Raw genomic sequence first — 23,401 nt, 5'->3', positions numbered from 1 at the left:
ATTGTATTGATGTAGTTATGGCTCAATCTCTTTTTTGTTTTCATTAAAAATAAATGGTTAAAAATATATCTCTTTGCTGAACCTAACCCTATCTAATTGTTTTAGGAAAAGAGGTAAAGAAACATGAGAGCATATAAAGTAGAAAAAGATGGGTCAATTTCAACTTCACTAAAAGGAAAATCAGTTTTATCCACTTCTTATTTAAATAAAGGTTCTGCTTTTACTGAAGAAGAAAGAGAAAACCTTCATCTGCAGGGACTTCTTCCTCCAACGGTTTTAACGTTAGAAGAACAGGCAAAAAGAGCATATGAACAGTTCAAAAAAGCACCGAATGATCTTCAAAAAAATAATTCGTTGAATGATCTACATACTCGGAACGTTGTCTTATTTTATCGTTTATTAACCGATCATTTAAGTGAAATGCTTCCCATTATTTACACGCCTACTGTAGGTCAATCCATCCAAGAATACAGCCATGAATACCATCGACCTGATGGACTATATTTATCCGTAAATGAAGCGGATCGATTAAGTGATGCGATTGAAAACTTAGGACTCGACAGCGAAGATATTGATTTGCTCGTTGTAACGGATTCAGAAAGTATTCTCGGCATTGGGGACTGGGGTGTAGGAGGGATAAATATTGCAGTTGGAAAGTTAGCTGTCTATACAGCTGCAGCAGGAATTGACCCAAGCCGCGTACTGCCTGTTGTTCTTGACATGGGGACCAATAACAAAAAGCTTCTTGAAGATCCTTTGTATTTAGGAAATCGTCATGAACGAGTAAAAGGAGAAGACTATAATCGTTTTATTGCTCAATTTGTAAAAGAAATAACGACCAAGTTTCCTAAAGCGCTTCTTCATTGGGAGGATCTTGGGAATATTAATGCGCGTCACATTATGAAAGAATACGGCGATAAAATTTTAACGTTTAATGATGATATTCAAGGAACGGGAGTAATTACTCTTGCAGCCGTTTTAACAGCGGTGCGCATTACAGGAACGCCCCTAAAAGATCAAAGGGTTGTTGTATTTGGACCGGGATCTGCTGGAATTGGGAATGCTGATCGTATTCATAGTGCGATGATGCTTGAAGGGCTGTCTGAAGAAGAAGCATATGATCGTTTTTGGGCATATGATTACAGAGGTCTGTTAACCGAAGATATGGAAGATTTAGCTCCTTTTCAACAGCCGTATGTTCGCCAAAATGAAGAGATTAAAGAATGGGAAAAAGACGATGAAAATAAAATTTCACTGTTGGAGCTTGTCAAGCAAGTGAAGCCAACAATTTTAATTGGAACGTCAGGCGTCACGGATGCTTTTACTGAAGAAATCATTAAAGAAATGGCAAAACATGTAGAGCGCCCGGTGATTATGCCTCTTTCCAACCCTACTAAACTTGCTGAAGCTGTTCCGGAAAATATTATAAAATGGACGGAAGGAAAAGCCCTTATTGCAACGGGAAGTCCATTTGAACCCGTTGAATATAACGGGAACACTTATGAAATCGGACAGGCTAATAATGCGTTTGTGTTTCCGGGTCTTGGTTTAGGTGCAATTGTGGTTCGCGCTCAAAAGTTTACTGAATCTATGTTTTCAGAAGCAGCCAATGCAGTAGCGCGTATAGCAGAAACAGACACAAAAGGAGATACGCTTCTTCCCAACATTAAAGATCTTCAAAAAGTATCAAAGGCGGTTGCTGTAGCAGTTGCTGATGCTGCTGTAAAAGATAACGTAGCAACTGTTACCAAGCAAAATGTAAATGAACTTGTAGAAGCAGCGGTATGGCAGCCTGTTTATAAACCGGTTAAGGCAAAAGATGAATGAGGTGAATGATAAATGAGCATAGGTCAAATTTTCCTCATTCTCGCGCCTATCTTTTTTGTCATTTTGCTTGGTTATTTAGCAGGGCACTTTAAAAAATTTGATAAGCAAACGTCTAAGGGGCTCAACACATTAGTAACGAAGTTTGCGCTTCCTGCACACTTATTTGTAGGTGTAACGACAACGCCAAGAAAAACACTCATAGACGAATGGCCGTTTTTATTAGCGCTGATTTTAGGAATCGTCGGGTTTTACCTCATTATCTTGCTTGTCGTGAAGTATGCAGGGAAGAATACGCTAACTGCCTCTTCTATGTTCGCCTTAAACTCAGCTCAGCCAACGTTTGCTTTTATGGGCATTCCAGTACTCGGAGGATTGTTTGGTGCAGGCGCAGTAGCGATTCCAATTGCTATAACAGGAATCGTGGTGAATGCGATTTTAGATCCGCTGGCAACGATTTTAGGAACCGTTGGACAACGGGGGCGAAAAGAAGGGGAAGAGAAAACAAGTTTATTTAAAGTAACGGTTCATTCCATTTTGCATGGTTTATCTGAGCCTTTGGCATGTGTACCGTTAATTGGAGTGATTTTAACCCTTTGCGGTTTTCAGTCACCTAAACTTTTACAGGATATGCTTGATCAAATCGGAAGTATTACATCGGGAGCAGCTTTGTTTGCGGTAGGAGTAACGATTGGAATTGGAAAAATTAACTTTAGTAAAGGGGCGCTTGGGATAGCCGTCTTAAAAGTAGCGGTTCAACCCATCGTTATGCTCGGAATTGCAGTATGGATAGGGTTGTCTTCAGATGAAGTGACAAAAGCTATTTTACTGGTAGCTTTTCCTGGGTCTGCTGTAGCAGCGATGATTGCTTTGCGGTTTGAAAGCTTGGAAAACGAAACGGCATCTGCTTTTGTTATTAGTGCTATTTTATCGTTGATTACGCTGCCGCTTCTTATTTCTTGGCTTATGTAAATAAAAAAACGAAAGAGGAGAATTCCTCTTTCGTTTTAAGACGGATTAATAAGCTAATGCAAATAATCCTTTGATATGAGATAAGTAACGAACGTTACTTGCTTCTTTCATAAGTGATGCTGGTAAACCTTTTAATTGCGTTTTGTTTCCGCCGATTGTACCAATTGCATCTTTGCGTCCAAGACTTCCTAGTGTACCAGAGAAGACAGGAACGAATGATTCCATTGCTCCGCCGCGAATAGCTACTGCTAAGTTCACGCCTACAACTTCACCCATTTGCCAAGCTAATTGAGCAGTAGGTGGGTAAGGGCGACCTTCTGGACCCATTACAACCGCTGAGTCACCAGCAAGGAATACATCTTTATGAGATGTAGATTGTAAGAATTCATTTACAAGTGCACGACCGCGGTTTACTTCGATACCTGAGTTAGCAACTACAGAGTTACCTTGAACTCCGCCAGTCCATACCATTGTTTTTGTTTCAATTTTGCTGCCGTCTTTAAGTTCAACAGTTGTAGCATCCATTTTTGTTACAGGTGTACCAGTAACAAATGTAACGCCACGTTTTGTTAAGCTTGATTGAGCGCGCTCTACTAATTCAGCAGGGAAGCCTGGAAGAACTGTAGGAGCTGCTTCTACACAGTATAGAGAAATTTCTTTTGGATCAACACCGTGTTTTAGACATAGGCTTGGCATTAAGTCAGCGTATTCACCAACAAGTTCGATACCTGTTAATCCGCCGCCGCCAACTACGATTGTACCGTCAGCTTTATTTTTTGTTTTGCTGTATTCAGCGATACAAGCTTCTACGTGTGCACGTAAACGGTTTGCATCATTTACTGATTTAAGAACGAAGCTGTGCTCTTCTAAACCAGGGATACCGAAGTAAGCAGTTTCACTACCTAAAGCTGTAACAAGGTAGTCGTAGCTTAATTTTGTACCATCTTCAAGAGATACTTCACGTTGATCTGGTGAGATTTCTTTTACCGTTGCAATTTTTAAATCAACGTTGTAGTTTTTAAGTAATTTATCAAGTGGTAAAGCTACCGCTTGTTCAGAAACGCCGCCTACAGCTAGACGGTGTAATTCTGTAATGATTTGGTGAGTAGCAAAACGGTTCACTACTGTAATTTTTGCTTCATCCGCACTTAGGTGTTGGCGAGCTGTCATTGCAGTTAATAAACCACCGTAACCGCCGCCTAAAATTAAAATATGTTTTGACATAGTCGATCCTCCGTCCACACTTTTTAATGAAAATTATTTTTGTTTTTCGTTTGTAATGTCTAAATACGCTTGTGCAAAGCGGAATAGTTTTTGAGCTTGTGGATCTTTAAGCATGCGTAATAAACCGAATAAACCGATTGAATTAGAAGCATTTGCTTCTGCACGATCGGTTGCTTCGATTGCAGTAGCTGCAAGACCTTTTACTGTTCCTTCTACCGGCTCGATAAATTCTTTTACTCCACCAAGTAGATCTTCTTTTAATACGTCGTCAGTTAATAATGATTGCGCAACGTCGTAAGTTTTTGTAAGCACCGTTACCATTTCAGATAATTTTGGTAAATTATCTACAAGAACAGTAAGAGCTTCTTGTACTTCAGGCTTTAACAATTGATCTAACACATCCGCTTGACCTTTGTTAACTGCCGCTTCTGTTTGTACAGCAGCATTTTCCTCTGCAGCTGATTTTTGAATAGTTGATTGAGACATGAAAAGTCCTCCTTTGCTGGATACTGTTGCATATGTAGTTCCTAGTTATCTGCTAGACTTTCAAACTACATTGTGAAGTTGTGAAATCTTGCACATAATTCTATTTTAATTTTAATACGAGATAAAATCAACTCATTTCGTTGAAAAAATAAGTAAAGAACCTCGTAACCCTTTGTTTAATAAAAGTTTATAAAAAATAAAACGAATAATTGCCTAGGTAAATAAAATTAAAATAGGGAACTAACATGATTCCTCTTCCTACGATAAAACAAATAACGTCATATTTCAACACATACGAACTTAATATTCTATAAGTGTTAAAAAGATAGGGCGCATTTACTATTTAAAGAGTTTTCAAAAAATTACATTGACTTACTATAGTGTTCTACATATAATCAGAATATAACATCTTATGTAAGGAGATATAACATGGTTATAGTGGATGAACTTTATCATAATGTGGTCATTACGTTGCCTCAATTAAAATTAATTGAATTTATAATGAAGTTAAAAGAAGCTAAAGCACAAGAAATAGAAGATATAAAAACGAAAATTAGTAAATACGAAGAGAAGAAACGTGCTGAAGAAGCTTGGTATCAATCACTATCACCGTTTCGTAAATTTTTTACCGGGCGTCCTTTAAGTCAGCATCAAGCGGTCGAGTATATGGTATACGTAAAGGAGCGCTTTAAAAAAATTGATCACCTTAAAGCACAAATGCGAGAACTTCATGAAGTTCTTGAATTAATAAAAGCGGAAAATGAAGAAACAAGTGAAATTACGCTTTCGCCTGCTATTGTACAAGAAATAAAACGATTAAAAAGCAGTGGAGGCGTTGGGATATGAGTGTTAATGAACTAAGTTTAGGTATAAATACAACGTGGGTTGTATTAACAGCCGCGATGATTTTGTTAATGGAAGGCGGCTTTGCCTTGCTAGAGGCAGGTTTTGTCCGCTATAAAAATAGCGTGAATATTATTATGAAAGTATTCGCTGATATTACAATAGGAACGCTTTGTTTCTATTTAATTGGTTTTGGATTAATGTACGGTGATGATTTAGGTGGAGTTGTCGGTAAAAGCGGTTTTGCGCTCTCGGGTAATTTATCGCACCTTGACATTTCAATTGGGCTTGAAACGTTTTGGCTGTTTCAATGTGCGTTTGTTATTGCGGTCATTTCTATCGTTTCTGGAGCGGTAGCAGAACGAATTAATTTCCGCGCATATCTTTTATATGCGATTTTGATGACTACATTTATTTATCCTATAGCCGGCCACTGGATTTGGGGAGGCGGATGGATTAGTAAGTTAGGGATGCTTGATTTTGCCGGTTCGGCAGTTATTCATGCTCTTGGCGGTTTTTCAGCTTTAGCAGCTGCAATAATGATTGGACCGAGAAAAGGGAAGTTCACGAAAAATGGAATCAGTTCTGTTTCTCTTCCAAGCAATTTGCCGCTTGCATCAGTGGGTGCTTTTTTATTATGGTTTGGATGGTTCGGGTTTAATGCAGGAAGTACGCTAAGTGCTACTGACGTTAGAATTGGTCACATTGCTATTGTCACAATGTTATCAGCAGCAGCAGGCGGAGCAGCTACTTTATTTTATACTTTATTTCGCTACAACCGTTCAGATGCACCTTCTGTGATAAATGGATCGCTTGCCGGACTGGTTGGCATTACGGCCGGGTGCGCTTTTGTTAACACACCATCTGCTATTTTTATTGGAGCTGTATCTGGTTTATTAATGATGGCAGCTACAAACTGGCTCGAAGCACGTCAAATCGACGATCCTGTAGGAGCTTTTCCTGTACACGCTGCTTCGGGAATATGGGGCACGTTGGCTGTAGGCTTGTTTTCTACAGACGGCGGTGTGTTTACAGGAGGGAGCTGGACATTATTTGGCGTTCAACTTCTTGGGTTAATCGCTCTATGCGCTTGGGGATTTGTTACGACGTGGATAGGGTTAAAGGTTATTTCCTTGGTGGTTCCGCTTCGATCTACGGAAGAAGAAGAAGAAGTGGGCTTAGATATCAGCTACCACGGTATCATGGCAGCTCATCAGGCTCCTGAATTTATTGAATATGAAAACTACTATGCGGAAGTAAAAGAAAAAGCCGCAGATTCGTAATAAAAGGCCGCGCTTTATAACAAAAGGGCGGCCTTTTTATGTGAAAAAAAATAGATTTAAAATACTTGGTTTAAATGATTGAAAAGTCAGAATATTTGTGTTATATTATAAAAAAGCCAAGGAGTTGATTTCTTATGAAAAAGAATTTACTTAATTCACCGCAAAAATCCAACGGAAAGGTGCTTGATGCATTATTCGCTGAGATGATTCTAGACAAGGCGATTGCAGAATTTCGTAAAGCACAGCTAAAAGAAGAAATCGACCGCACGCTATTGATGAAAAATAAAGAAGAGTTTTTAAAACTCTCATCAGAACTTAAACAAATTTCTTAATTACTTACTATACTTCACACACCATCTATTTTAGATGGTGTGTTTTATTTTTGATACCTACTAAAAGGGATTAATTAGTAATAATTATGAATATATTCCTATTTAAAACTTTATTTACATTAATTGTATTGACTTCTTTTATGGGTTTTTTTAACATAAACAAGAATTAAAGAGGAGGGGTTTGGTTGGGACATCTATTATTAGTAGACAGCTTGATTGCAGGTATTGTTTGTATTGTGTTAGGAATTTTATTTAGAGCTCATAAAACAAGCAAATTTTTGTATGGCATAGGGATTGTGTTTGGTCTTATTTTTGTGATCGGGACGGTCACTCATTCTCCATCTAATACAGAAACTTCATCAGTTACAGCTGAGAAAGTAGAAGCAAATCAAAAAGACAGTAAAGACACGTCAGAACTTAAAGCTCTCGTTACTAAGGGAATGACAGATAAGGAATTTCAAAAAGAAAAAGGGAAAGCCGCTTTTCAACAGTCAGACTTAATTGCGTTAGGTAACGGAGAAGTCGGATATGTGATCAAAGCTGAAGACGGTTACGTTGTAGCTGATACGAATGGCAAAACCATTTCAAGCATTGAAACGTTTAAAACGGCTGATGAAGTAGAACAGTATGAATTAAACGAAGTTAAAAAAGTACATAAAGATGTAAGAACAGTTGATGCTCATTATAAGGCTTCAGATTTAGAAAGCTTAGAAGATTTTGATCAAAAAATTAATGAAGTGCTGAAGCGCGTTAATCTTACAAAAAAAGAGTTTAATGAACTAAAATTAAAGGATGTTAAAACATTAACTTCTCATGAAATAGAAGTAATGAAGGCTATACGTGATTCTGTTTCTCCCCTTACAAAAGATACGCTGCTGCAAAAAACGATTCCTGCTAAAGATATTGAAAAGTATGTAGATGGATCTTATACAGCAGTGGGGGGGTATGTAGCTAAAGCTGAAGATGTTCATGATATTACTTCTTACAAAGATTTTGTTGAAAGCTTACGTTTAGATTACATCGATGGTTCAGGCAAAAGGCCGTTTCCTGAAGAAGGATCGACGTATGGTGTAATCAAATTTAAATCGCAAGCGGTAAGCCACGTTGATATTCCCTACGGAACTGTGTTCGGAGGAAAAACAACAGACGGACCTCCATGTACGCTTAATGGGTTTACAGGATCTCGAAACGGGGAAACCGTTCCAGAGTTCAAATTCGATAACTATTATCCACCAGCAAACGGAGCGGAACTATATCAAGTGGTAAATGGGGAAGAAGTACTTGTAGCTACCTATGTGGCAGAAGAAAAACGATTTGTACCAGCGGTTGCTAACCCAATGTAAAGGACTGGTTTTTTGTGATTCGAAAAGGTTTGTATGCAGCATATAATGAACGAGATTACGAATGTTATGAAACGGAAAACGGGGGTGTAAAGCTAATTAGCTATGATAAAGGCGATGTAGCAAATGGATTCATTCCATACAATGATACGACTTTCACAAAAGAAGTTCCTCGTGATGCTGTTGAAGAAGTGTTTTTTATAGCTCCGTATGCTACTTATCAAAATGAAACGTTTGGTGTGTCAGATGCTTCTAATCATCGAGTGCTTTTGACCACATCTGAAAAAGAAAAAGCGGATAAATATCATTTTCAACGTACGGATAAATATCTATACGAAAAACATGTGTTAAGAGAAGAAGTGAAGTTAATGGAGAAAAAAACTCCTTATTCATAATACGCCATAATAAAAAGAGGATGCGAGTGCATCCTCTTTTTATTTAATCAATTTTCTTGAAGTGTTTCTGTTCGTATTATCATTTGTACGAAGGAAGGTAATGCCAAGACCGATTAATCCTCCTACAATAGCAGGAACTACCCAGCCGAGACCTACTCCATACATAGGTAGAATCGATGTAAACAGATCGTTTACTGCCGCAATTTTGAATCCAGCAGCATTTAAGCCATCAAATAAACTAACGATAAACGTGAACAGAAGGCTCATTTGGTAAACTTCAGAACGTCCTTTAAATAAAGGATGTAAGAATGTTAAAGCAATTAACACAATAGCTAACGGATAAATAGCTGTTAAGACGGGAACCGAAATAGCGATTAATTCCGTTAAACCAAAGTTCGCTACAACGGCGCTGAATGCTGATAAAATAACAGCAATCAACTTATAAGAAACACTTGGAAACAGCTTATGGAAAAAAGATGAACAAGATGTTACAAGACCTACACTTGTTGTTAAACAAGCAACGGTAATCATCAGACCTAAAAGAATTCCTCCGTAAGAGCCAAAGTAGTAATTTGATACTTCAGCCAAAACCGTACCTCCGTTATCAAGACGTCCAAGCTCTGATACGCTTGAAGCACCCATATAGGACAATGCACTATAAATAAGAGCTAAAATAACGGCAGCGATAGCCGTAGCTTTTGCACAAATTGTGATAATTTGTCGGTTGGATTTTGCTCCTTTTTCTTTAATTGCATTAATAATAATAATTCCAAAAACAAATGATGCTAGTGTATCCATTGTTAAGTAGCCTTCTTGGAAGCCTTTAAAAAATGAGTGTGTTGTATAAGCTTCGCTTGGTGCTTCAAATTTTCCAATTGGGTTCACAACGGCTACAACTACCAATATTCCAATAAACGTTAATTTAATAGGTGTTAAAACTTTTCCTACTAAATCGACAATTTTCGCAGGATTTAGCGAAAAAAAGCAGGTAATAGTAAAGAAAATTACCGTGAAAATGATAAGGGGAAGGTGCCCTGAATTTTCTGATAAAAAAGGCTTAACGCCGATTTCGAACGAAACGCTTCCCGTTCTTGGCATCGCAAAAAGCGGTCCGATTGCCAAGTATAAAATCGTAGTAAAGATAATACCGAAAGCTGGGTGTACGCGACTAGCTAAAGACTGCAGATCCTCTTTTCCGGAAAAACCAAACGCGAGAACGCCTAGAAGAGGCAGACCTACACCCGTTACTAAAAATCCAGCGTTTGCTGACCAAATATTGCTTCCAGCAGACTGACCTAACATTGCAGGGAAGATTAAATTACCTGCACCGAAGAATAGGGCAAAAAGCATAAAGCCAATAACCACTATAAATGAAAAAGGAACTTTGTTTGACACGTTAAAACCTCCAAAATTATAAATGCTTTTTATTATCGTGTTGAATAATTAAAATTTTCAGAATTTTATATTCGAATAATAAAAATAAACATGTATCGTATTATACTAACCTAAAATGCATATTTCAATATAAAATTTTATTTTTTTAATTTATTCGCTGAAATAGCAAAAATAGAAAAATTCTTAGCAAAAAAATCTCAATATACAACAATTATTTGATATGATAAAACAGAACTGTAAGTTTTAAAAATTCGCATGTGCGGCCTTACATCCTTTTAGTAAAGAACTGTTTACATAAGGTGCTGTAAGGATGTATATTTATACACGGTTCGCGGAACCGCATATGCTCGATGGATGAAAGTCAACTGTGCGAAAGGAGCAAGAAAGTGAAAAGGTTAGGTCTAGCAACTCAGATTCTAATTGGACTGATTTTAGGCGTAGCTGTAGGTGCTATCTTTTACGGAAGCGATACAGCCATTTCTATTTTACAGCCGATTGGAGACATATTTATTCATTTAATTAAGATGATTGTCGTACCGATTGTGATTTCAGCATTAATCGTAGCGGTCGCAGGAGTAGGCGATATCAAAAAATTAGGTAAGCTTGGCGGAAAAACAATTCTTTATTTTGAAATTGTTACAACCATTGCTATTGTAGTGGGGATTATTGCCGCGAACTTATTTCACCCTGGTGCAGGGGTTGATATGGGACATATTGAAAAAAGCGATATTTCTCAATATGAGGCAACGGCAAAAACGTCTGAAAGTACAGGGATTGCTCAAGAGCTTCTTCATATTGTTCCGACAAACGTCTTTCAATCGGTAGCAGAAGGCGATCTTTTACCAATCATTTTATTTTCCGTACTGTTTGGTGTAGGCGTAGCTTCGATTGGAGAGAGAGGAAAACCTGTTTTAGCCTTTTTTGAAGGCGTCTTGGATGCAATGTTTTGGGTAACTAATTTGGTGATGAAGTTTGCTCCAGTAGGTGTATTTGCACTTATTGGTGTTAATATTATAAAGTTTGGTGTCGGATCACTTATTCCATTAGGAAAATTAGTGTTCGCCGTTTACTTCACCATGATTTTCTTTGTGCTTGTGGTTCTTGGAATTATTGCTAAAATGGCTGGAACAAGCATGTTTACGCTGATAAAAGTGTTAAAAGACGAGCTGCTTCTTGCTTTTACAACGGCAAGTTCAGAAGCCGTTTTACCGTCTCTTATCAAAAAGATGGAAGACTTCGGCTGTTCTAAATCGGTTACATCGTTTGTTATTCCAACGGGCTACACGTTTAATTTAGATGGTTCAACCATTTATCAGGCGCTGGCATCGCTGTTTATTGCTCAAATGTACGGCATCGACCTTTCCATTATGGACCAAATTCAGCTCCTTCTTGTGCTAATGTTAACCTCAAAAGGAATGGCTGGTGTACCAGGGGCATCGTTTGTAGTTGTACTTGCTACACTTGAATCTATGGGCTTCCCTCTTGAAGGCATGGCATTTATTGCAGGAATTGACCGCATTCTTGATATGATGCGTACCACAGTTAACGTAGTAGGAAATGCTTTAGCTGCTATTGTAATGTCCAAGTCTGAAGGCGAGTTTGATAAGCAAAAATCATTAAATTACACAAATGAATTAAAGAAATCAAACATAGCTTAAAACAAAAAAGCTGGGCAGATGCCCGGCTTTTTTGTTTGGAGCTGCCTGTTATCTTTTTTGAAACATATGGTAAAATAAAAGAAATGAGAGACAAAGGAAGTGTCATAATGACGGAAACTGTTCAGTTAATTAAAAAGCTTGTTTCGATTCCCAGTCCTTCTGGAAATACAGAAAAGGTAATTTCATTTGTCGAAGACTATGTAAAAGAGCTAAATATTCAAACGTATCGCAATCGAAAAGGGGGCTTAGTCGCTACTATTCCCGGTAAAGATACAGATCACCACCGCATGCTGACGGCTCATGTCGATACATTAGGTGCTATGGTAAAAGAAATCAAACCGAGTGGACGTCTGAAAATCGACCTGATTGGAGGGTTTCGCTACAATTCTATTGAAGGAGAATATTGTGAAATTGAAACTTCATCAGGAGAAGTATTTAAAGGAACCATCCTTATGCATCAAACATCTGTTCATGTGTATAAAGATGCAGGGAAAGCTGAGCGGAATCAAGAAAATATAGAAATTCGATTGGATGAAAAAGTACATAGCGCAGAAGATGTTCGCAGTCTTGGAATTGAAGTCGGCGACTTTGTTTCGTTTGATCCTCGTGTAGAAATAACAAAAAGCGGTTTTATTAAATCTCGTCATCTCGATGATAAAGCAAGCGTAGCTTTATTGCTTCAGCTCATGAAAATAATTCAAGAAGAACAGATCGAACTGCCATACACTACGCATTTTCTCATTTCAAATAATGAAGAAATTGGATACGGAGGAAATTCGAACATTACGCCTCAAACAGTAGAATACTTAGCGGTTGATATGGGTGCTATGGGAGATGGACAATCTACTGATGAATACACCGTGTCTATTTGTGTAAAAGATTCAAGCGGCCCATATCATTACGGTTTGAGAAAGCATTTAGTGGAGCTAGCTAAGCAGCATGATATTCAGTACAAATTAGATATTTATCCGTTTTACGGATCAGATGCTTCTGCTGCTATTCGTGCCGGACACGATATCGTACACGGCTTGATTGGTCCAGGAATTGATTCTTCTCATGCGTTTGAGAGAACGCATCAAGATTCATTGAATCATACGTATAAGCTTCTCTATTACTATGTTCAGTCGAACATGATTCTGCTTTAAGAAAGGGATATTTAATTAGTGTATTTTTATGCAAAGGAAAGAACAGAACGGGATTGTGATGTCTGTTCTTTCCTTTCTTAAAAAAGAAGCCGGCTGTCTGGCTTCTTTTTTTTTATAAATACTATATATTTTTTTACTGGTGAATCAACAGTTGGTTAAAAAAGCACCTTTTTAAAAAGGTACAATACTGCTTAAACCTTTTGTACATTTTGTTCATTTACAGAAGTTAAAATGTTTTTAAATTTTTAAAAGTTTCTTGTGACAAGTTTTGTAGAATGGGTTTTCAAAAGGAAATGGTTTCGTCATAATGTGGATATAGCGATCACTACAATAATCGGAGGCGAATCTTTTCATGTGGGTACTGACGGTATATGCTGGAAAAGAAATGAAAATGTTTGAATTTGAAACTGAAAAGCAGGCGAGAGAAGCTTTTGCCAAAACAAATGGCTGTAAAGTTCTTTCAGAAGTCGTGTATTATAATGATCCTCATTTAACATTGGTAGCTATATAAGTAGAAAAACAAGAGCTGATTTTTTGCTCTTGTTTTTTTATGGCTCTTTATATCCTATAAAAAGAATAGAGTTGAAATAAAAAAAAATGTACGCTATGATATGGTAGTTACTTCTATTATTCTGATAGTTTAAAAGGTTCATATATATCAAACAGCAACAGTAAAGATGCCAAGAAGGCTTAATAGGGAAACTGGTGAAAGACCAGTACTGCCCCCGCAACTGTAAGTGTGGACGAACGAGTATAACCACTGTGGAAAAATCACGGGAAGGTTCTCAAGTAGAATGATACACAAGTCAGGAGACCTGTCTTTATTGTGAAGTTTCTATTTCTCCGGGGAGCGGGAAGGGAAACGTTGGCTTAAAGTGGCATTCGTGTACACTCTTATTCTGACGTTTTACCCGCTCGCATATTAGCGAAGCGGGTTTTTCTCGTATCGCAAAACTACATATCGTGCAAAAAAGGTGCGCAATGTCCACATTGCGTTAAATGGGAAGTCTGGTGTGAAGCCAGCGCGGTACCCGCCACTGTGAAGATGAGCTGATTGCATATGCCACTGTATTCGGGAAGGCGCAATCAAGTGATGAATCGAAGTCAGGAAACCAGCCTTTTTCTAATGCGAAGCTTACCCTACGGGATATAGGTGGAAGTGCAAAAACTTAGTTTGAATTTTTCTGCGCCTCTATCATTGATAGAGGCGCTTTTTTTAGTAAAGGAGCGAATGAGTGTGACGACGTGGAACTTAAATGGAACAAAACATCACGTATTGATTTGTAATGGAAGCAGCTGTATGAGAAAAGGTGGAGAAGAAGCCACGCAAGCTATTCGAAATAAAGTGACAGAACTGGATTTGGATGAAACGGTTCATACAACGCGTACACGTTGTAACGGACGATGCAAAGATGCTCCTGTAGCTATCGTCTATCCTTCAGGAGATTGGTACAAGCAGGTCACTGAAACCGTGGCTCATCGGATTGTCGAAGAACATTTAGCAGGAGGCTGCAGTATAAAGGAATCGCTTATTTATGAATATGATCAAAATGGTTTCGTTTCTCCGGAAAACAGTGACTCCATAGAAGGAATTGACAAAGTAAAAAGTAACGCATAAAGGAGGAGCTAGCATGAAAGGTAAACTTTTAGTTATTGGATTTGGGCCGGGAAGCTTTGAACATATTACACAGCGAGCAAGAGAAGCCATTCAAGAAAGTGATATGATCATCGGTTACAAAACCTATGTGGAATTAATTCAAGGACTGTTAACGAATCAGCAAATTATTAGTACGGGAATGACCGAAGAAGTAAGCCGTGCACAGGAAGCTGTAAAGCAAGCTGAAGCAGGAAAAACCGTAGCTGTCATTTCGAGCGGAGATGCGGGAGTATACGGAATGGCAGGCCTTGTGTATGAAGTGTTGATTGAAAAAGGCTGGAAAAAAGAAACGGGCGTAGAGCTGGAAGTAATTCCTGGCATTTCGGCTATCAATTCATGCGCATCTCTCCTTGGAGCGCCCGTGATGCACGATGCTTGTACAATTAGTTTAAGTGACCACCTTACGCCTTGGGAGCTAATCGAAAAAAGAATTGAAGCAGCTGCACAAGCAGATTTTGTAGTGGCTTTTTACAACCCAAAGAGCGGAAGACGAACAAGACAAATTGTTGAAGCGCAAAGAATTCTATTAAAGTATCGTTCCCCTGATACGCCTGTTGGTCTTGTGAAAAGCGCTTATCGTGACCGTGAAGAAGTCGTAATGACCAACTTAAAAGACATGTTAAATCATGAAATTGGCATGCTGACTACCGTTGTTGTCGGAAATTCATCTACGTTCTTTTACGACGATTTAATGATTACACCGCGCGGATATCAGCGAAAATATACCCTCAACCAAACGGAGCAGCCGCTAAGACCGCATCAGCGACTTCGAAAAGAAGCAGAACCATGGGCTCTCGATCAAGAAGAGACTGTAAAGCAAACAGCTTCGACTATTGAAGCAATTCAGACCAAAACAGAAGAAACAGCAACTTCACGAGCTCTTGCAGAAGAAGCGCTTCAAGCAATTTTAGGTGAACCTACTTCTGCGGTCGTACGTCAGCCAGTACAGTCTATTTTCGAAGTGGCGGTTAGTCCAGGACTTGCCAATAAGAAATTCACGCCTGTTCAAATGACAACACTAGCAGAAGTTGTTGGTGAAAAAGGTACGATGGAGTATACACCTGACCATCAAATCAAACTGCAAATCCCAACGGCTCAGCCAGATGTGATTATTAAAAAGCTCCAAGCAGCTTCCTTTTTACTATCTCCGGTCGGAGATGTGTTCACAATTAAAGCGTGTGATTTTTGTGACGGAGAAAAAAGCGATGCTATTCCACATACGGAAGAATTACAAAAACGCCTCGGGGGAATGGACATGCCAAAAGAGCTGAAGCTTGGTATTAATGGATGCGGTATGGCTTGCTATGGCGCTGTTCAAGAAGATATCGGCATTGTCTATAGAAAAGGTGCGTTTGATTTATTTTTAGGAGCTAAAACGGTTGGACGCAATGCGCATTCAGGTCAAATTGTGGCGGAAGGTATAGCGCCTGACGACATTGTTGAAATAGTGGAGAACATTGTCCATGAATATAAAGAAAAAGGTCATCCTAATGAGCGGTTTCATAAATTCTTTAAGCGTGTGAAGAACGTTTATGGATTCGACTATCAAGATATAACACCAAAAATAAAAGTAGAACCAGCTCCGTGTGGAGATTAAAAAATGGGAGGGCATTATATGAAATCAGTTTTATTTGTCGGTCATGGAAGCAGAGATCCTGAAGGGAACGATCAAATTCGCGAATTTATTTCGACTATGAAGCATGATTGGGACGCATCTATTTTAGTAGAAACGTGTTTTCTAGAATTTGAACGCCCAAATGTAAGTCAAGGCATTGATACATGTGTGGCAAAAGGAGCACAAGATGTAGTTGTAATTCCAATTATGCTCTTGCCTGCGGGCCACTCTAAAATACATATTCCGGCGGCTATAGATGAAGCTAAGGAAAAATATCCACACGTAAACTTCGTATACGGACGTCCCATTGGCGTTCATGAAGAAGTCCTTGAAATTTTAAAAACGAGATTACAAGAATCAGGAGAGAATTTAGAAACTCCAGCTGAAGACACGGCTGTTATCGTCTTAGGGCGAGGAGGAAGTGATCCTGATGCAAACAGTGATTTATATAAAATTACGCGCCTTCTTTGGGAAAAAACAAACTATAAAATCGTTGAAACTTCTTTTATGGGCGTAACTGCTCCGCTGATTGATGAAGGGGTAGAGCGATGTTTAAAACTAGGCGCTAAAAAAGTGGTTATTCTCCCGTATTTCTTATTTACAGGAGTACTAATTAAGCGTTTGGAAGAAATGGTGACGCAGTATAAAATGCAGCATGAAAACATTGAGTTTAAGCTCGCCGGCTATTTCGGTTTTCACCCAAAACTGCAGACAATTTTAAAAGAACGTGCTGAAGAAGGATTAGAAGGTGAAGTGAAAATGAACTGCGATACGTGTCAATATCGCCTCGGCATTATGGAGCATATTGATCACCATCATCATCACGATCATGACCATGATCACGGACACCATCACCACGATCACCATCATGACCACGACCACCATGAAGATAAGGTCGGCGGGCTAAAATGATTTTATTGTTAGCCGGAACTAGCGATGCACGTGCATTAGCCGTGCAAGTGAAAAAAGCAGGTCATGAGGTTACGGCAACGGTTGTAACCGAAAACGCAGCTATCGAATTACAGCGTGCAGAAGTGAAAGTGAAAATTGGACGTCTCACAAAAGAAGATATGATGGATTTTGTAAACGAACATCGTGTAAAAGCTATTGTGGATGCAAGTCATCCCTTTGCGGAAGAAGCGTCTAAAAATGCTATCGGCGCAGCTGCTGAAACAGCGATTCCTTACATACGCTATGAGCGGGCTTCGCAGGCTTTTACCTATGATAATATGACAATGGTTTCTACGTATGAAGAAGCAGCAGAAGTAGCAGCTGTGAAAAAAGGAGTTATTATGCTCACAACAGGCAGCAAAACGCTGCAGGTTTTTACAGAAAAGCTGCTTCCTCTTTCAGATGTACGGCTTGTTGCTCGTATGCTTCCAAGGCTGGATAATATGGAAAAGTGCCAGCAATTGGGATTCCCGCAAAAAAATATTATTGCTATTCAAGGGCCGTTTACAAAAGAGTTTGATCGAGCGCTGTATAAGCAATACGGAGTGACGGTCATGGTCACAAAAGAAAGCGGAAAAGTTGGATCTGTGGATGAAAAAGTGGAAGCAGCTAAAGAGTTAGGCTTAGATATTATTATGATTGGGCGACCGAAAATTGAGTATGGAACCGTGTATTCCACTTTTGAAGAAGTGGTTCATGCTTTAGTAAACCAAAATAGGAGTTGATTGAGATGGATTTTCGTACAGAATTTAAACCGTTAACTGTTCAGCCTCAGCAAATAGAAGGAAAAAGTTTTGAGATGATTACAGAAGAGCTTGGGCCTCATCCGTTTACAGACGAACAGTACCCAATTGTTCAGCGCGTAATTCATGCGTCTGCAGACTTTGAACTTGGGCGCAGCATGCTGTTTCATCCAGATGCGATTCAAGCAGGAATTAAAGCTATTCGCAGCGGCAAGCAAGTAGTTGCAGATGTACAAATGGTGCAAGTAGGAACAAACAAGCAGAGAATTGAAAAACACGGCGGTGAAATCAAAGTTTATATTTCGGATCCGGACGTAATGGAAGAAGCAAAGCGCTTAAATACAACGCGTGCAATTATTTCGATGCGAAAAGCCATCAAAGAAGCAGACGGTGGAATTTTTGCAATTGGGAACGCACCCACAGCTTTACTTGAATTAATTCGTTTGATTAAAGAAGGAGAAGCGAAGCCTGGGCTTGTTATTGGTCTGCCGGTAGGATTTGTTTCAGCAGCTGAATCTAAAGAAGAACTTGCAAAACTTGACGTACCGTTTATTACAAACATCGGGCGAAAAGGCGGCAGTACGGTAACGGTTGCTGCATTAAATGCAATTTCAATTCTTGCAGATCAGGTGTAACGCATGAAGGAAGTACCAAAAGAACCTAAGAAACTCAGAGAAGGCTATACGACGGGCGCTTGTGCAACGGCAGCTACGAGAGCAGCTCTGCTTACGCTAATTTCAGGAGAAGTGCAAGATGAGTCAACGATTTACCTACCTGTCGGCCGCTTTGCTACGTTTCATCTTGAAGAATGCGAGTATCGCACAAGCAGTGCTGTAGCCAGCATCATTAAAGATGCTGGAGACGATCCCGATGCCACGCACGGAGCGCTGATTATTTCTGAAGTTTCGTGGTGTAATGGTGCAGACATTATCATTGATGGAGGAGTGGGAGTAGGGCGTGTGACAAAGCCCGGTCTCCCAGTTCCTGTCGGTGAAGCAGCCATTAACCCTGTTCCAAGAAAGATGCTGAAAGAAACGGCTGAACAGCTTCTAGCCCAATACAATATACAAAAAGGCGTTAAGATTGTCATCTCGGTTCCTGAAGGAGAAGAAATGGCGAAAAAGACATTAAATGCGCGTCTAGGTATTTTAGGAGGCATTTCGATACTGGGGACGCGGGGGATTGTCGTTCCGTTCTCGACAGCTGCTTATAAAGCAAGTATCGTTCAGGCCATCAGCGTTGCTAAAGCGAGTAACTGTGAGCACGTTGTCATTACGACAGGGGGCCGAAGCGAAAAGTATGGAATGAAACAGTTCCCTGAACTTCCGGAAGAAGCATTTATCGAAATGGGAGATTTTGTTGGATTTACGTTAAAACAATGTAAAAAGCAAGGAATGAAAAAAGTGTCGCTCGTAGGCATGATGGGAAAGTTTTCAAAAGTCGCGCAGGGCGTTATGATGGTTCATTCAAAAAGTGCACCCATTGATTTTAATTTTTTAGCAAAAGCTGCTTCTGAGTCAGGCGCTTCTGCTGAACTGGTAGAGGAAATAAAAGGTGCAAACACAGCTTCTCAAGTGGGAGATTTAATGACGCAAAGCGGTCATCATCAGTTTTTTGAAAAACTGTGCGAGTACTGCTGTTTATCAGCATTAAAGGAAATAGGGGACGGAATCGATGTCGATACGTCTCTTTACACATTAAAAGGAGATTTTTTAGGACAGGCGGTGCAACATGGCAATTAAAATTATTGGAATTGGTGACGATGGGAAGTTAAGTTTGCTTCCGATGTATGAACAGTGGGTGTATGAAAGTGATGTGCTAATTGGAGGAAAGCGTCACCTGGATTTTTTTCAAGATGTCGAAGGCGAAAAAGTAGCGATTGAAGGGGGTCTTTCTCCTCTTGTTGAACGTTTAAAAAACGAAGAAGGAAATGTGGTTGTGTTAGCCTCAGGCGACCCGTTATTTTACGGAATAGGAAGCTATCTTTCTACAAAGCTAGACGTTGAAATATATCCTTATTTAAGTTCTATTCAGCTTGCATTCTCACGTTTAAAAGAGCGATGGCAAGACGCTTATTTTACAAGCGTGCACGGCAGAAGTATAAAGGGACTCGCTCAGCGCATAGACGGTCATAAAAAAGTAGCGATTTTAACAGATGAGCAAAATTCTCCTAGTGCTCTGGCAAACTACTTATTGTCATTTGGCATGACGGAATACAAGATGTTTGTAGCAGAGAATTTAGGAGGAGAAACGGAGCGCTGTCAGCTGCTTACGCTGGAAGAAGCGGCGAATCAACTCTTTTCCCCGCTTAATGTCGTGATATTAAAGCAGGTAGAAAAAAGCCCAATTTGGCCTCTTGGAATAGAGGACGATGAATTTATTCAACGCAAGCCGGACAAAGGACTTATTACTAAAAAAGAAGTTCGTACACTTAGTATTAGCGCCCTGCAGCTAAAGAGAGACAGCGTCGTATGGGATATCGGAACATGTACGGGTTCAGTCGCAATTGAAGCGGCTAAAATTGCGCGTGAAGGACAAATCTTTGCCGTGGAAAAAAATGAAGCAGACTTAGAAAACTGCAGAGAAAATCTATTGAAATTTCGAGTAGACGCCCACACTGTGCACGGAAAAGCACCGGAAGGGTTAAGTGAGTTTGCTAATCCTGATGCGGTGTTTATTGGAGGGACAGCAGGAGGCATGGAAACCATTTTGGACGTGTGCTGCAGCCGATTAAATGCAGGAGGGCGCATCGTATTAAATGCCGTAACGATTGAAAATTTAGCAGAAGCGATGAAAGCTTTTAAAGAGCGAGGATTCGAGACTGCTGTTACGCTTGCACAAATTTCAAGAAGCAAGCCCATTTTACATTTAACGCGATTTGACGCTTTAAATCCCATTTATATTATTACAGCCAAAAGAGGAGAATGAATATGATTGGAACATTGTACGGACTTGGAGTTGGACCGGGAGATCCAGAACTGATTACAGTAAAAGCATTTCGTAAATTAAAAGAATCACCCGTTATCGCGTACCCGAAAAAACAAAAAGGAAGCAAAAGCTACGCCCAAAAAATTATTGATGTCTATTTCAGTGCAAATGAAAAAGATATGCTCGGCCTTGTGTTTCCAATGACAAAAGATCCTGCTATTTTGGAAAGAAAATGGACCGAAACGGTAGAACGAGTATGGGAAAAGCTCCAGGAAGGAAAAGATGTAGCATTTGTCACAGAAGGCGACCCTATGCTTTACAGTACGTTTATTCACATGATGCGCCTGATGCAAGAACGTCACCCTGAAGCTCCGATTCAAGTAATTCCTGGTATTTCATCCATTAATGGAGCTGCATCTCGTTTAGGTATTCCGTTAGCAGACGGTGATGAACACGTAGCAATTGTTCCTGCTCGTGAAGATTATGAAACAATGAAAAAAGTATTAATGGAAAACGACTGCGTCATTTTTATTAAAGTGGCCAAAGTCATCGATTTTATGGTCGGTCTTTTAAAAGAGCTTGATCTGCTTGAAAAAGCGTCAGTGGTGACAAAAGTAACGTCAGATGAAGAAATTATCTGGAAAGCTTCAGAACTAGAAGGAGCGGATTTACAATACTTAACGCTAATGGTGGTGCGAAAATGAAGTTATACATAATCGGAGCTGGACCCGGAGATCCAGATTTAATTACCGTAAAAGGCTTAAAATTACTTCAGCAGGCAGATGTTGTCTTGTACGCTGACTCACTGGTAAGTCAAGAGCTAGTTGCTAAGTCTAAACCAGGAGCTGAAGTGTTAAAAACAGCGGGTATGCATTTAGAAGAAATGGTCGGTACGATGCTTGAGCGCATGCGTGAAGGAAAAATGGTTGTAAGAGTACATACCGGAGATCCCGCTATGTACGGAGCCATTATGGAACAAATGGTACTTTTAAAAAGAGAAGGCGTTGATATTGAAATTGTTCCGGGCGTCAGCTCCGTATTCGCTGCTGCAGCAGCGGCTGAAGCGGAATTAACCATTCCAGATTTGACTCAAACAGTTATTTTAACTCGTGCTGAAGGAAGAACGCCTGTGCCTGAGTTTGAAAAATTAACTGATTTAGCAAAACATAAATGTACGATTGCGTTATTTTTAAGCGCGACGCTCACAAAAAAAGTAATGAAAGAATTTATAAACGCCGGTTGGAGTGAAGACACGCCGGTTGTAGTAGTCTATAAAGCAACGTGGCCAGATGAAAAAATTGTTCGCACAACGGTAAAAGACCTAGATGATGCTATGCGAACAAACGGCATTCGCAAGCAGGCGATGATTTTGGCAGGCTGGGCACTTGATCCACACATTCATGACAAAGATTATCGTTCAAAACTTTATGACAAAACATTTACCCATGGCTTTCGAAGAGGAGTGAAGTCGGAATGATTCAACTCCAAGAAGGAAAAAAAGCCCTCATTACACAGCGCGGAGATTATGCCGTTGTAGCTATCACAAAACACGGCGTAGAAATTGCAAGAAATCTAGGCCGCACTTTTCAGCAGTCTGACGTGTATTACATGAGCAAATTTGAAAAAGGAGACGAACAAGAGCAGAACATTCAGCTGTTTTCAGGAAGCGTTCGGATGCTTTTGCCTTCTCTTTTTGAATCCTATAAAGGACTTATTATTATTATCTCACTCGGAGCAGTTGTGCGTATGATTGCCCCTATTTTAAAAGATAAGAAAACGGATCCTGCGGTTGTTGTCATTGATGATAAAGGTGAAAATGTCATCAGCGTGCTTTCAGGTCATATCGGAGGAGCAAATGAGCTTACGCGTGAAGTTGCGGCAGCTCTTGAAGCTCATCCTGTTATTACAACAGCATCCGATGTGCAAAAAACAATTCCAGTTGATTTATTTGGTAAGCGCTTTGGATGGGTTTGGGAATCAGCAGAAAAACTAACGCCTGTCAGCGCTTCTGTGGTGAATGAAGAAGAAATAGCAGTGGTTCAAGAATCAGGTGAAAAGAACTGGTGGCATTATGAACACCCTGTTCCAGCTAACATTAAAACGTATTCATCGATTCAGACAGCTCTTGAAGCATCGCCACATGCAGCCTTGGTTGTAACGCATCGCAATTTAGAAGAAGAGGAAGAAGCGATCTTAGAAAACGGTGTTCTTTACCGTCCAAAAGTACTGGCGATTGGGATGGGATGCAATCGAGGGACAAGTACAGCGGAAATTGAAACCGTTATTGAAAAAACGCTTGCTGAACTTCAGTTTTCAATGAAAAGTGTAAAAGCATTATGTACAATAGAGTTAAAGAAAGATGAAGAAGGGCTGTTAGAAGTGGCATCTAAGTACGGCTGGGAGTTTGTCTATTATTCGCCCCAAGAGCTAAACAGCATAAGTATCCAACAGCCTTCAGATACTGTCTTTAAATATACAGGTGCATATGGCGTCAGTGAACCTGCTGCTATGTTATACAGCGGTGCTGATAAGCTTGAACTTGTGAAGAAAAAGTCAGGGAATGTAACCATTTCAGTGGCACTTATTCCATATGACTAAAGGAGAGAGCAA

Annotated in this window: 23 protein-coding genes and 2 riboswitches; of the genes, 20 read left to right on the top strand and 3 right to left on the bottom strand. The window is 39.6% G+C overall.

Annotation, left to right across the window (positions count from 1 at the left end):
* The first annotated feature begins 123 nt into the window (after window positions 1–123).
* Together ACFX4E_RS21140 and ACFX4E_RS21135 are read left to right on the top strand one after the other, a co-directional pair.
* The gene (locus ACFX4E_RS21140) at window positions 124–1,827 is read left to right on the top strand and encodes an NAD-dependent malic enzyme (protein WP_377579858.1); all 1,704 of its coding nucleotides are present in this window, start codon (window positions 124–126) and stop codon (window positions 1,825–1,827) included.
* 12 nt (window positions 1,828–1,839) lie between these two features.
* Window positions 1,840–2,796: an AEC family transporter gene (locus ACFX4E_RS21135; protein ID WP_377238257.1), complete on the top strand. Its 957-nt coding sequence runs from the start codon at window positions 1,840–1,842 to the stop codon at window positions 2,794–2,796.
* 45 nt (window positions 2,797–2,841) lie between these two features.
* On the opposite strand, the gene ACFX4E_RS21130 is transcribed toward ACFX4E_RS21135, so the two are convergent.
* Both ACFX4E_RS21130 and ACFX4E_RS21125 read right to left on the bottom strand, forming a co-directional pair.
* Window positions 2,842–4,020, bottom strand: a complete 1,179-nt coding sequence (locus tag ACFX4E_RS21130) for an NAD(P)/FAD-dependent oxidoreductase (protein WP_013057328.1) — start codon at window positions 4,018–4,020, stop codon at window positions 2,842–2,844.
* A 33-nt stretch (window positions 4,021–4,053) separates the two neighbouring features.
* A complete protein-coding gene (locus ACFX4E_RS21125; RefSeq protein WP_098287568.1) occupies window positions 4,054–4,506 on the bottom strand; it encodes a DUF1641 domain-containing protein in 453 nt (150 codons plus the stop codon).
* A 429-nt stretch (window positions 4,507–4,935) separates the two neighbouring features.
* Between ACFX4E_RS21125 and ACFX4E_RS21120 the strand changes: the two genes are divergently transcribed.
* The 5 genes from ACFX4E_RS21120 (at window position 4,936) to ACFX4E_RS21100 (ending at window position 8,699) form a co-directional block, all read left to right on the top strand.
* Complete coding sequence (locus ACFX4E_RS21120; RefSeq protein WP_013057326.1) at window positions 4,936–5,352, top strand: hypothetical protein; 417 nt, start codon at window positions 4,936–4,938, stop codon at window positions 5,350–5,352.
* Complete coding sequence (locus tag ACFX4E_RS21115; RefSeq protein ID WP_377238258.1) at window positions 5,349–6,632, top strand: ammonium transporter; 1,284 nt, start codon at window positions 5,349–5,351, stop codon at window positions 6,630–6,632. Before ACFX4E_RS21120 ends, ACFX4E_RS21115 begins: the two co-directional genes overlap by 4 nt.
* Window positions 6,633–6,766: 134 nt before the next feature.
* A complete protein-coding gene (locus tag ACFX4E_RS21110) occupies window positions 6,767–6,964 on the top strand; it encodes an IDEAL domain-containing protein (protein WP_013057324.1) in 198 nt (65 codons plus the stop codon).
* Between the two features lie 185 nt (window positions 6,965–7,149).
* A complete protein-coding gene (locus ACFX4E_RS21105; RefSeq protein ID WP_377238259.1) occupies window positions 7,150–8,307 on the top strand; it encodes a hypothetical protein in 1,158 nt (385 codons plus the stop codon).
* 14 nt (window positions 8,308–8,321) lie between these two features.
* A complete protein-coding gene (locus ACFX4E_RS21100; RefSeq protein ID WP_102812823.1) occupies window positions 8,322–8,699 on the top strand; it encodes a hypothetical protein in 378 nt (125 codons plus the stop codon).
* 39 nt (window positions 8,700–8,738) lie between these two features.
* Here the strand turns inward: ACFX4E_RS21100 and brnQ are convergent, their stop codons facing one another.
* The gene (gene brnQ, locus ACFX4E_RS21095) at window positions 8,739–10,094 is read right to left on the bottom strand and encodes a branched-chain amino acid transport system II carrier protein (RefSeq protein ID WP_060746926.1); all 1,356 of its coding nucleotides are present in this window, start codon (window positions 10,092–10,094) and stop codon (window positions 8,739–8,741) included.
* A 386-nt stretch (window positions 10,095–10,480) separates the two neighbouring features.
* Here brnQ and ACFX4E_RS21090 point away from each other — a divergent pair, with 386 nt between their 5' ends.
* The 13 genes from ACFX4E_RS21090 to ACFX4E_RS21030 all read left to right on the top strand — a co-directional run bounded on the left by ACFX4E_RS21090 (window position 10,481) and on the right by ACFX4E_RS21030 (window position 23,389).
* Window positions 10,481–11,752, top strand: a complete 1,272-nt coding sequence (locus ACFX4E_RS21090) for a cation:dicarboxylate symporter family transporter (protein WP_028408299.1) — start codon at window positions 10,481–10,483, stop codon at window positions 11,750–11,752.
* Between the two features lie 107 nt (window positions 11,753–11,859).
* Window positions 11,860–12,897, top strand: a complete 1,038-nt coding sequence (locus tag ACFX4E_RS21085) for a M42 family metallopeptidase (RefSeq protein WP_028408300.1) — start codon at window positions 11,860–11,862, stop codon at window positions 12,895–12,897.
* Window positions 12,898–13,249: 352 nt separating this feature from the next.
* Window positions 13,250–13,408 (top strand): hypothetical protein, encoded by a 159-nt coding sequence (locus ACFX4E_RS21080; RefSeq protein ID WP_013057318.1) that lies wholly within the window; start codon window positions 13,250–13,252, stop codon window positions 13,406–13,408.
* Window positions 13,409–13,555: 147 nt separating this feature from the next.
* Window positions 13,556–13,734: riboswitch (cobalamin riboswitch) on the top strand.
* 118 nt (window positions 13,735–13,852) lie between these two features.
* Window positions 13,853–14,032: riboswitch (cobalamin riboswitch) on the top strand.
* A 102-nt stretch (window positions 14,033–14,134) separates the two neighbouring features.
* Window positions 14,135–14,515, top strand: coding sequence for a (2Fe-2S) ferredoxin domain-containing protein (locus ACFX4E_RS21075; protein WP_016764370.1), 381 nt, complete (start codon window positions 14,135–14,137; stop codon window positions 14,513–14,515).
* A gap of 13 nt (window positions 14,516–14,528) precedes the next feature.
* Complete coding sequence (gene cobJ / locus ACFX4E_RS21070; RefSeq protein WP_377238260.1) at window positions 14,529–16,151, top strand: precorrin-3B C(17)-methyltransferase; 1,623 nt, start codon at window positions 14,529–14,531, stop codon at window positions 16,149–16,151.
* Between the two features lie 18 nt (window positions 16,152–16,169).
* Complete coding sequence (locus ACFX4E_RS21065) at window positions 16,170–17,081, top strand: sirohydrochlorin chelatase (RefSeq protein WP_028408302.1); 912 nt, start codon at window positions 16,170–16,172, stop codon at window positions 17,079–17,081.
* Window positions 17,078–17,845: a precorrin-6A reductase gene (gene cobK / locus ACFX4E_RS21060; protein ID WP_028408303.1), complete on the top strand. Its 768-nt coding sequence runs from the start codon at window positions 17,078–17,080 to the stop codon at window positions 17,843–17,845. The genes ACFX4E_RS21065 and cobK overlap by 4 nt, the downstream gene beginning before the upstream one ends.
* A 5-nt stretch (window positions 17,846–17,850) precedes the next feature.
* Window positions 17,851–18,498 (top strand): precorrin-8X methylmutase, encoded by a 648-nt coding sequence (locus ACFX4E_RS21055; protein WP_013083415.1) that lies wholly within the window; start codon window positions 17,851–17,853, stop codon window positions 18,496–18,498.
* Window positions 18,499–18,501: 3 nt separating this feature from the next.
* A complete protein-coding gene (locus tag ACFX4E_RS21050; protein ID WP_377238261.1) occupies window positions 18,502–19,605 on the top strand; it encodes a cobalt-precorrin-5B (C(1))-methyltransferase in 1,104 nt (367 codons plus the stop codon).
* Window positions 19,595–20,791 (top strand): precorrin-6y C5,15-methyltransferase (decarboxylating) subunit CbiE, encoded by a 1,197-nt coding sequence (gene cbiE / locus ACFX4E_RS21045; RefSeq protein WP_377238262.1) that lies wholly within the window; start codon window positions 19,595–19,597, stop codon window positions 20,789–20,791. Before ACFX4E_RS21050 ends, cbiE begins: the two co-directional genes overlap by 11 nt.
* Window positions 20,792–20,793: 2 nt before the next feature.
* Window positions 20,794–21,495, top strand: a complete 702-nt coding sequence (gene cobI, locus ACFX4E_RS21040) for a precorrin-2 C(20)-methyltransferase (protein WP_013057310.1) — start codon at window positions 20,794–20,796, stop codon at window positions 21,493–21,495.
* On the top strand, window positions 21,492–22,268 hold the full coding sequence (gene cobM / locus ACFX4E_RS21035; protein ID WP_028408307.1) for a precorrin-4 C(11)-methyltransferase: 777 nt from the start codon (window positions 21,492–21,494) through the stop codon (window positions 22,266–22,268). The genes cobI and cobM overlap by 4 nt, the downstream gene beginning before the upstream one ends.
* Window positions 22,265–23,389, top strand: a complete 1,125-nt coding sequence (locus ACFX4E_RS21030; RefSeq protein ID WP_098249575.1) for a cobalt-precorrin 5A hydrolase — start codon at window positions 22,265–22,267, stop codon at window positions 23,387–23,389. The genes cobM and ACFX4E_RS21030 overlap by 4 nt, the downstream gene beginning before the upstream one ends.
* The last annotated feature ends 12 nt before the right edge of the window (window positions 23,390–23,401 follow it).

The sequence above is a fragment of the Priestia sp. YIM B13491 genome (assembly GCF_042787605.1).
Lineage (GTDB): Bacteria > Bacillota > Bacilli > Bacillales > Bacillaceae_H > Priestia > Priestia megaterium_E.
The sequence above is the reverse complement of the archived record's forward strand: the minus strand, read 5'-3'. Positions and strand labels throughout refer to the sequence as shown.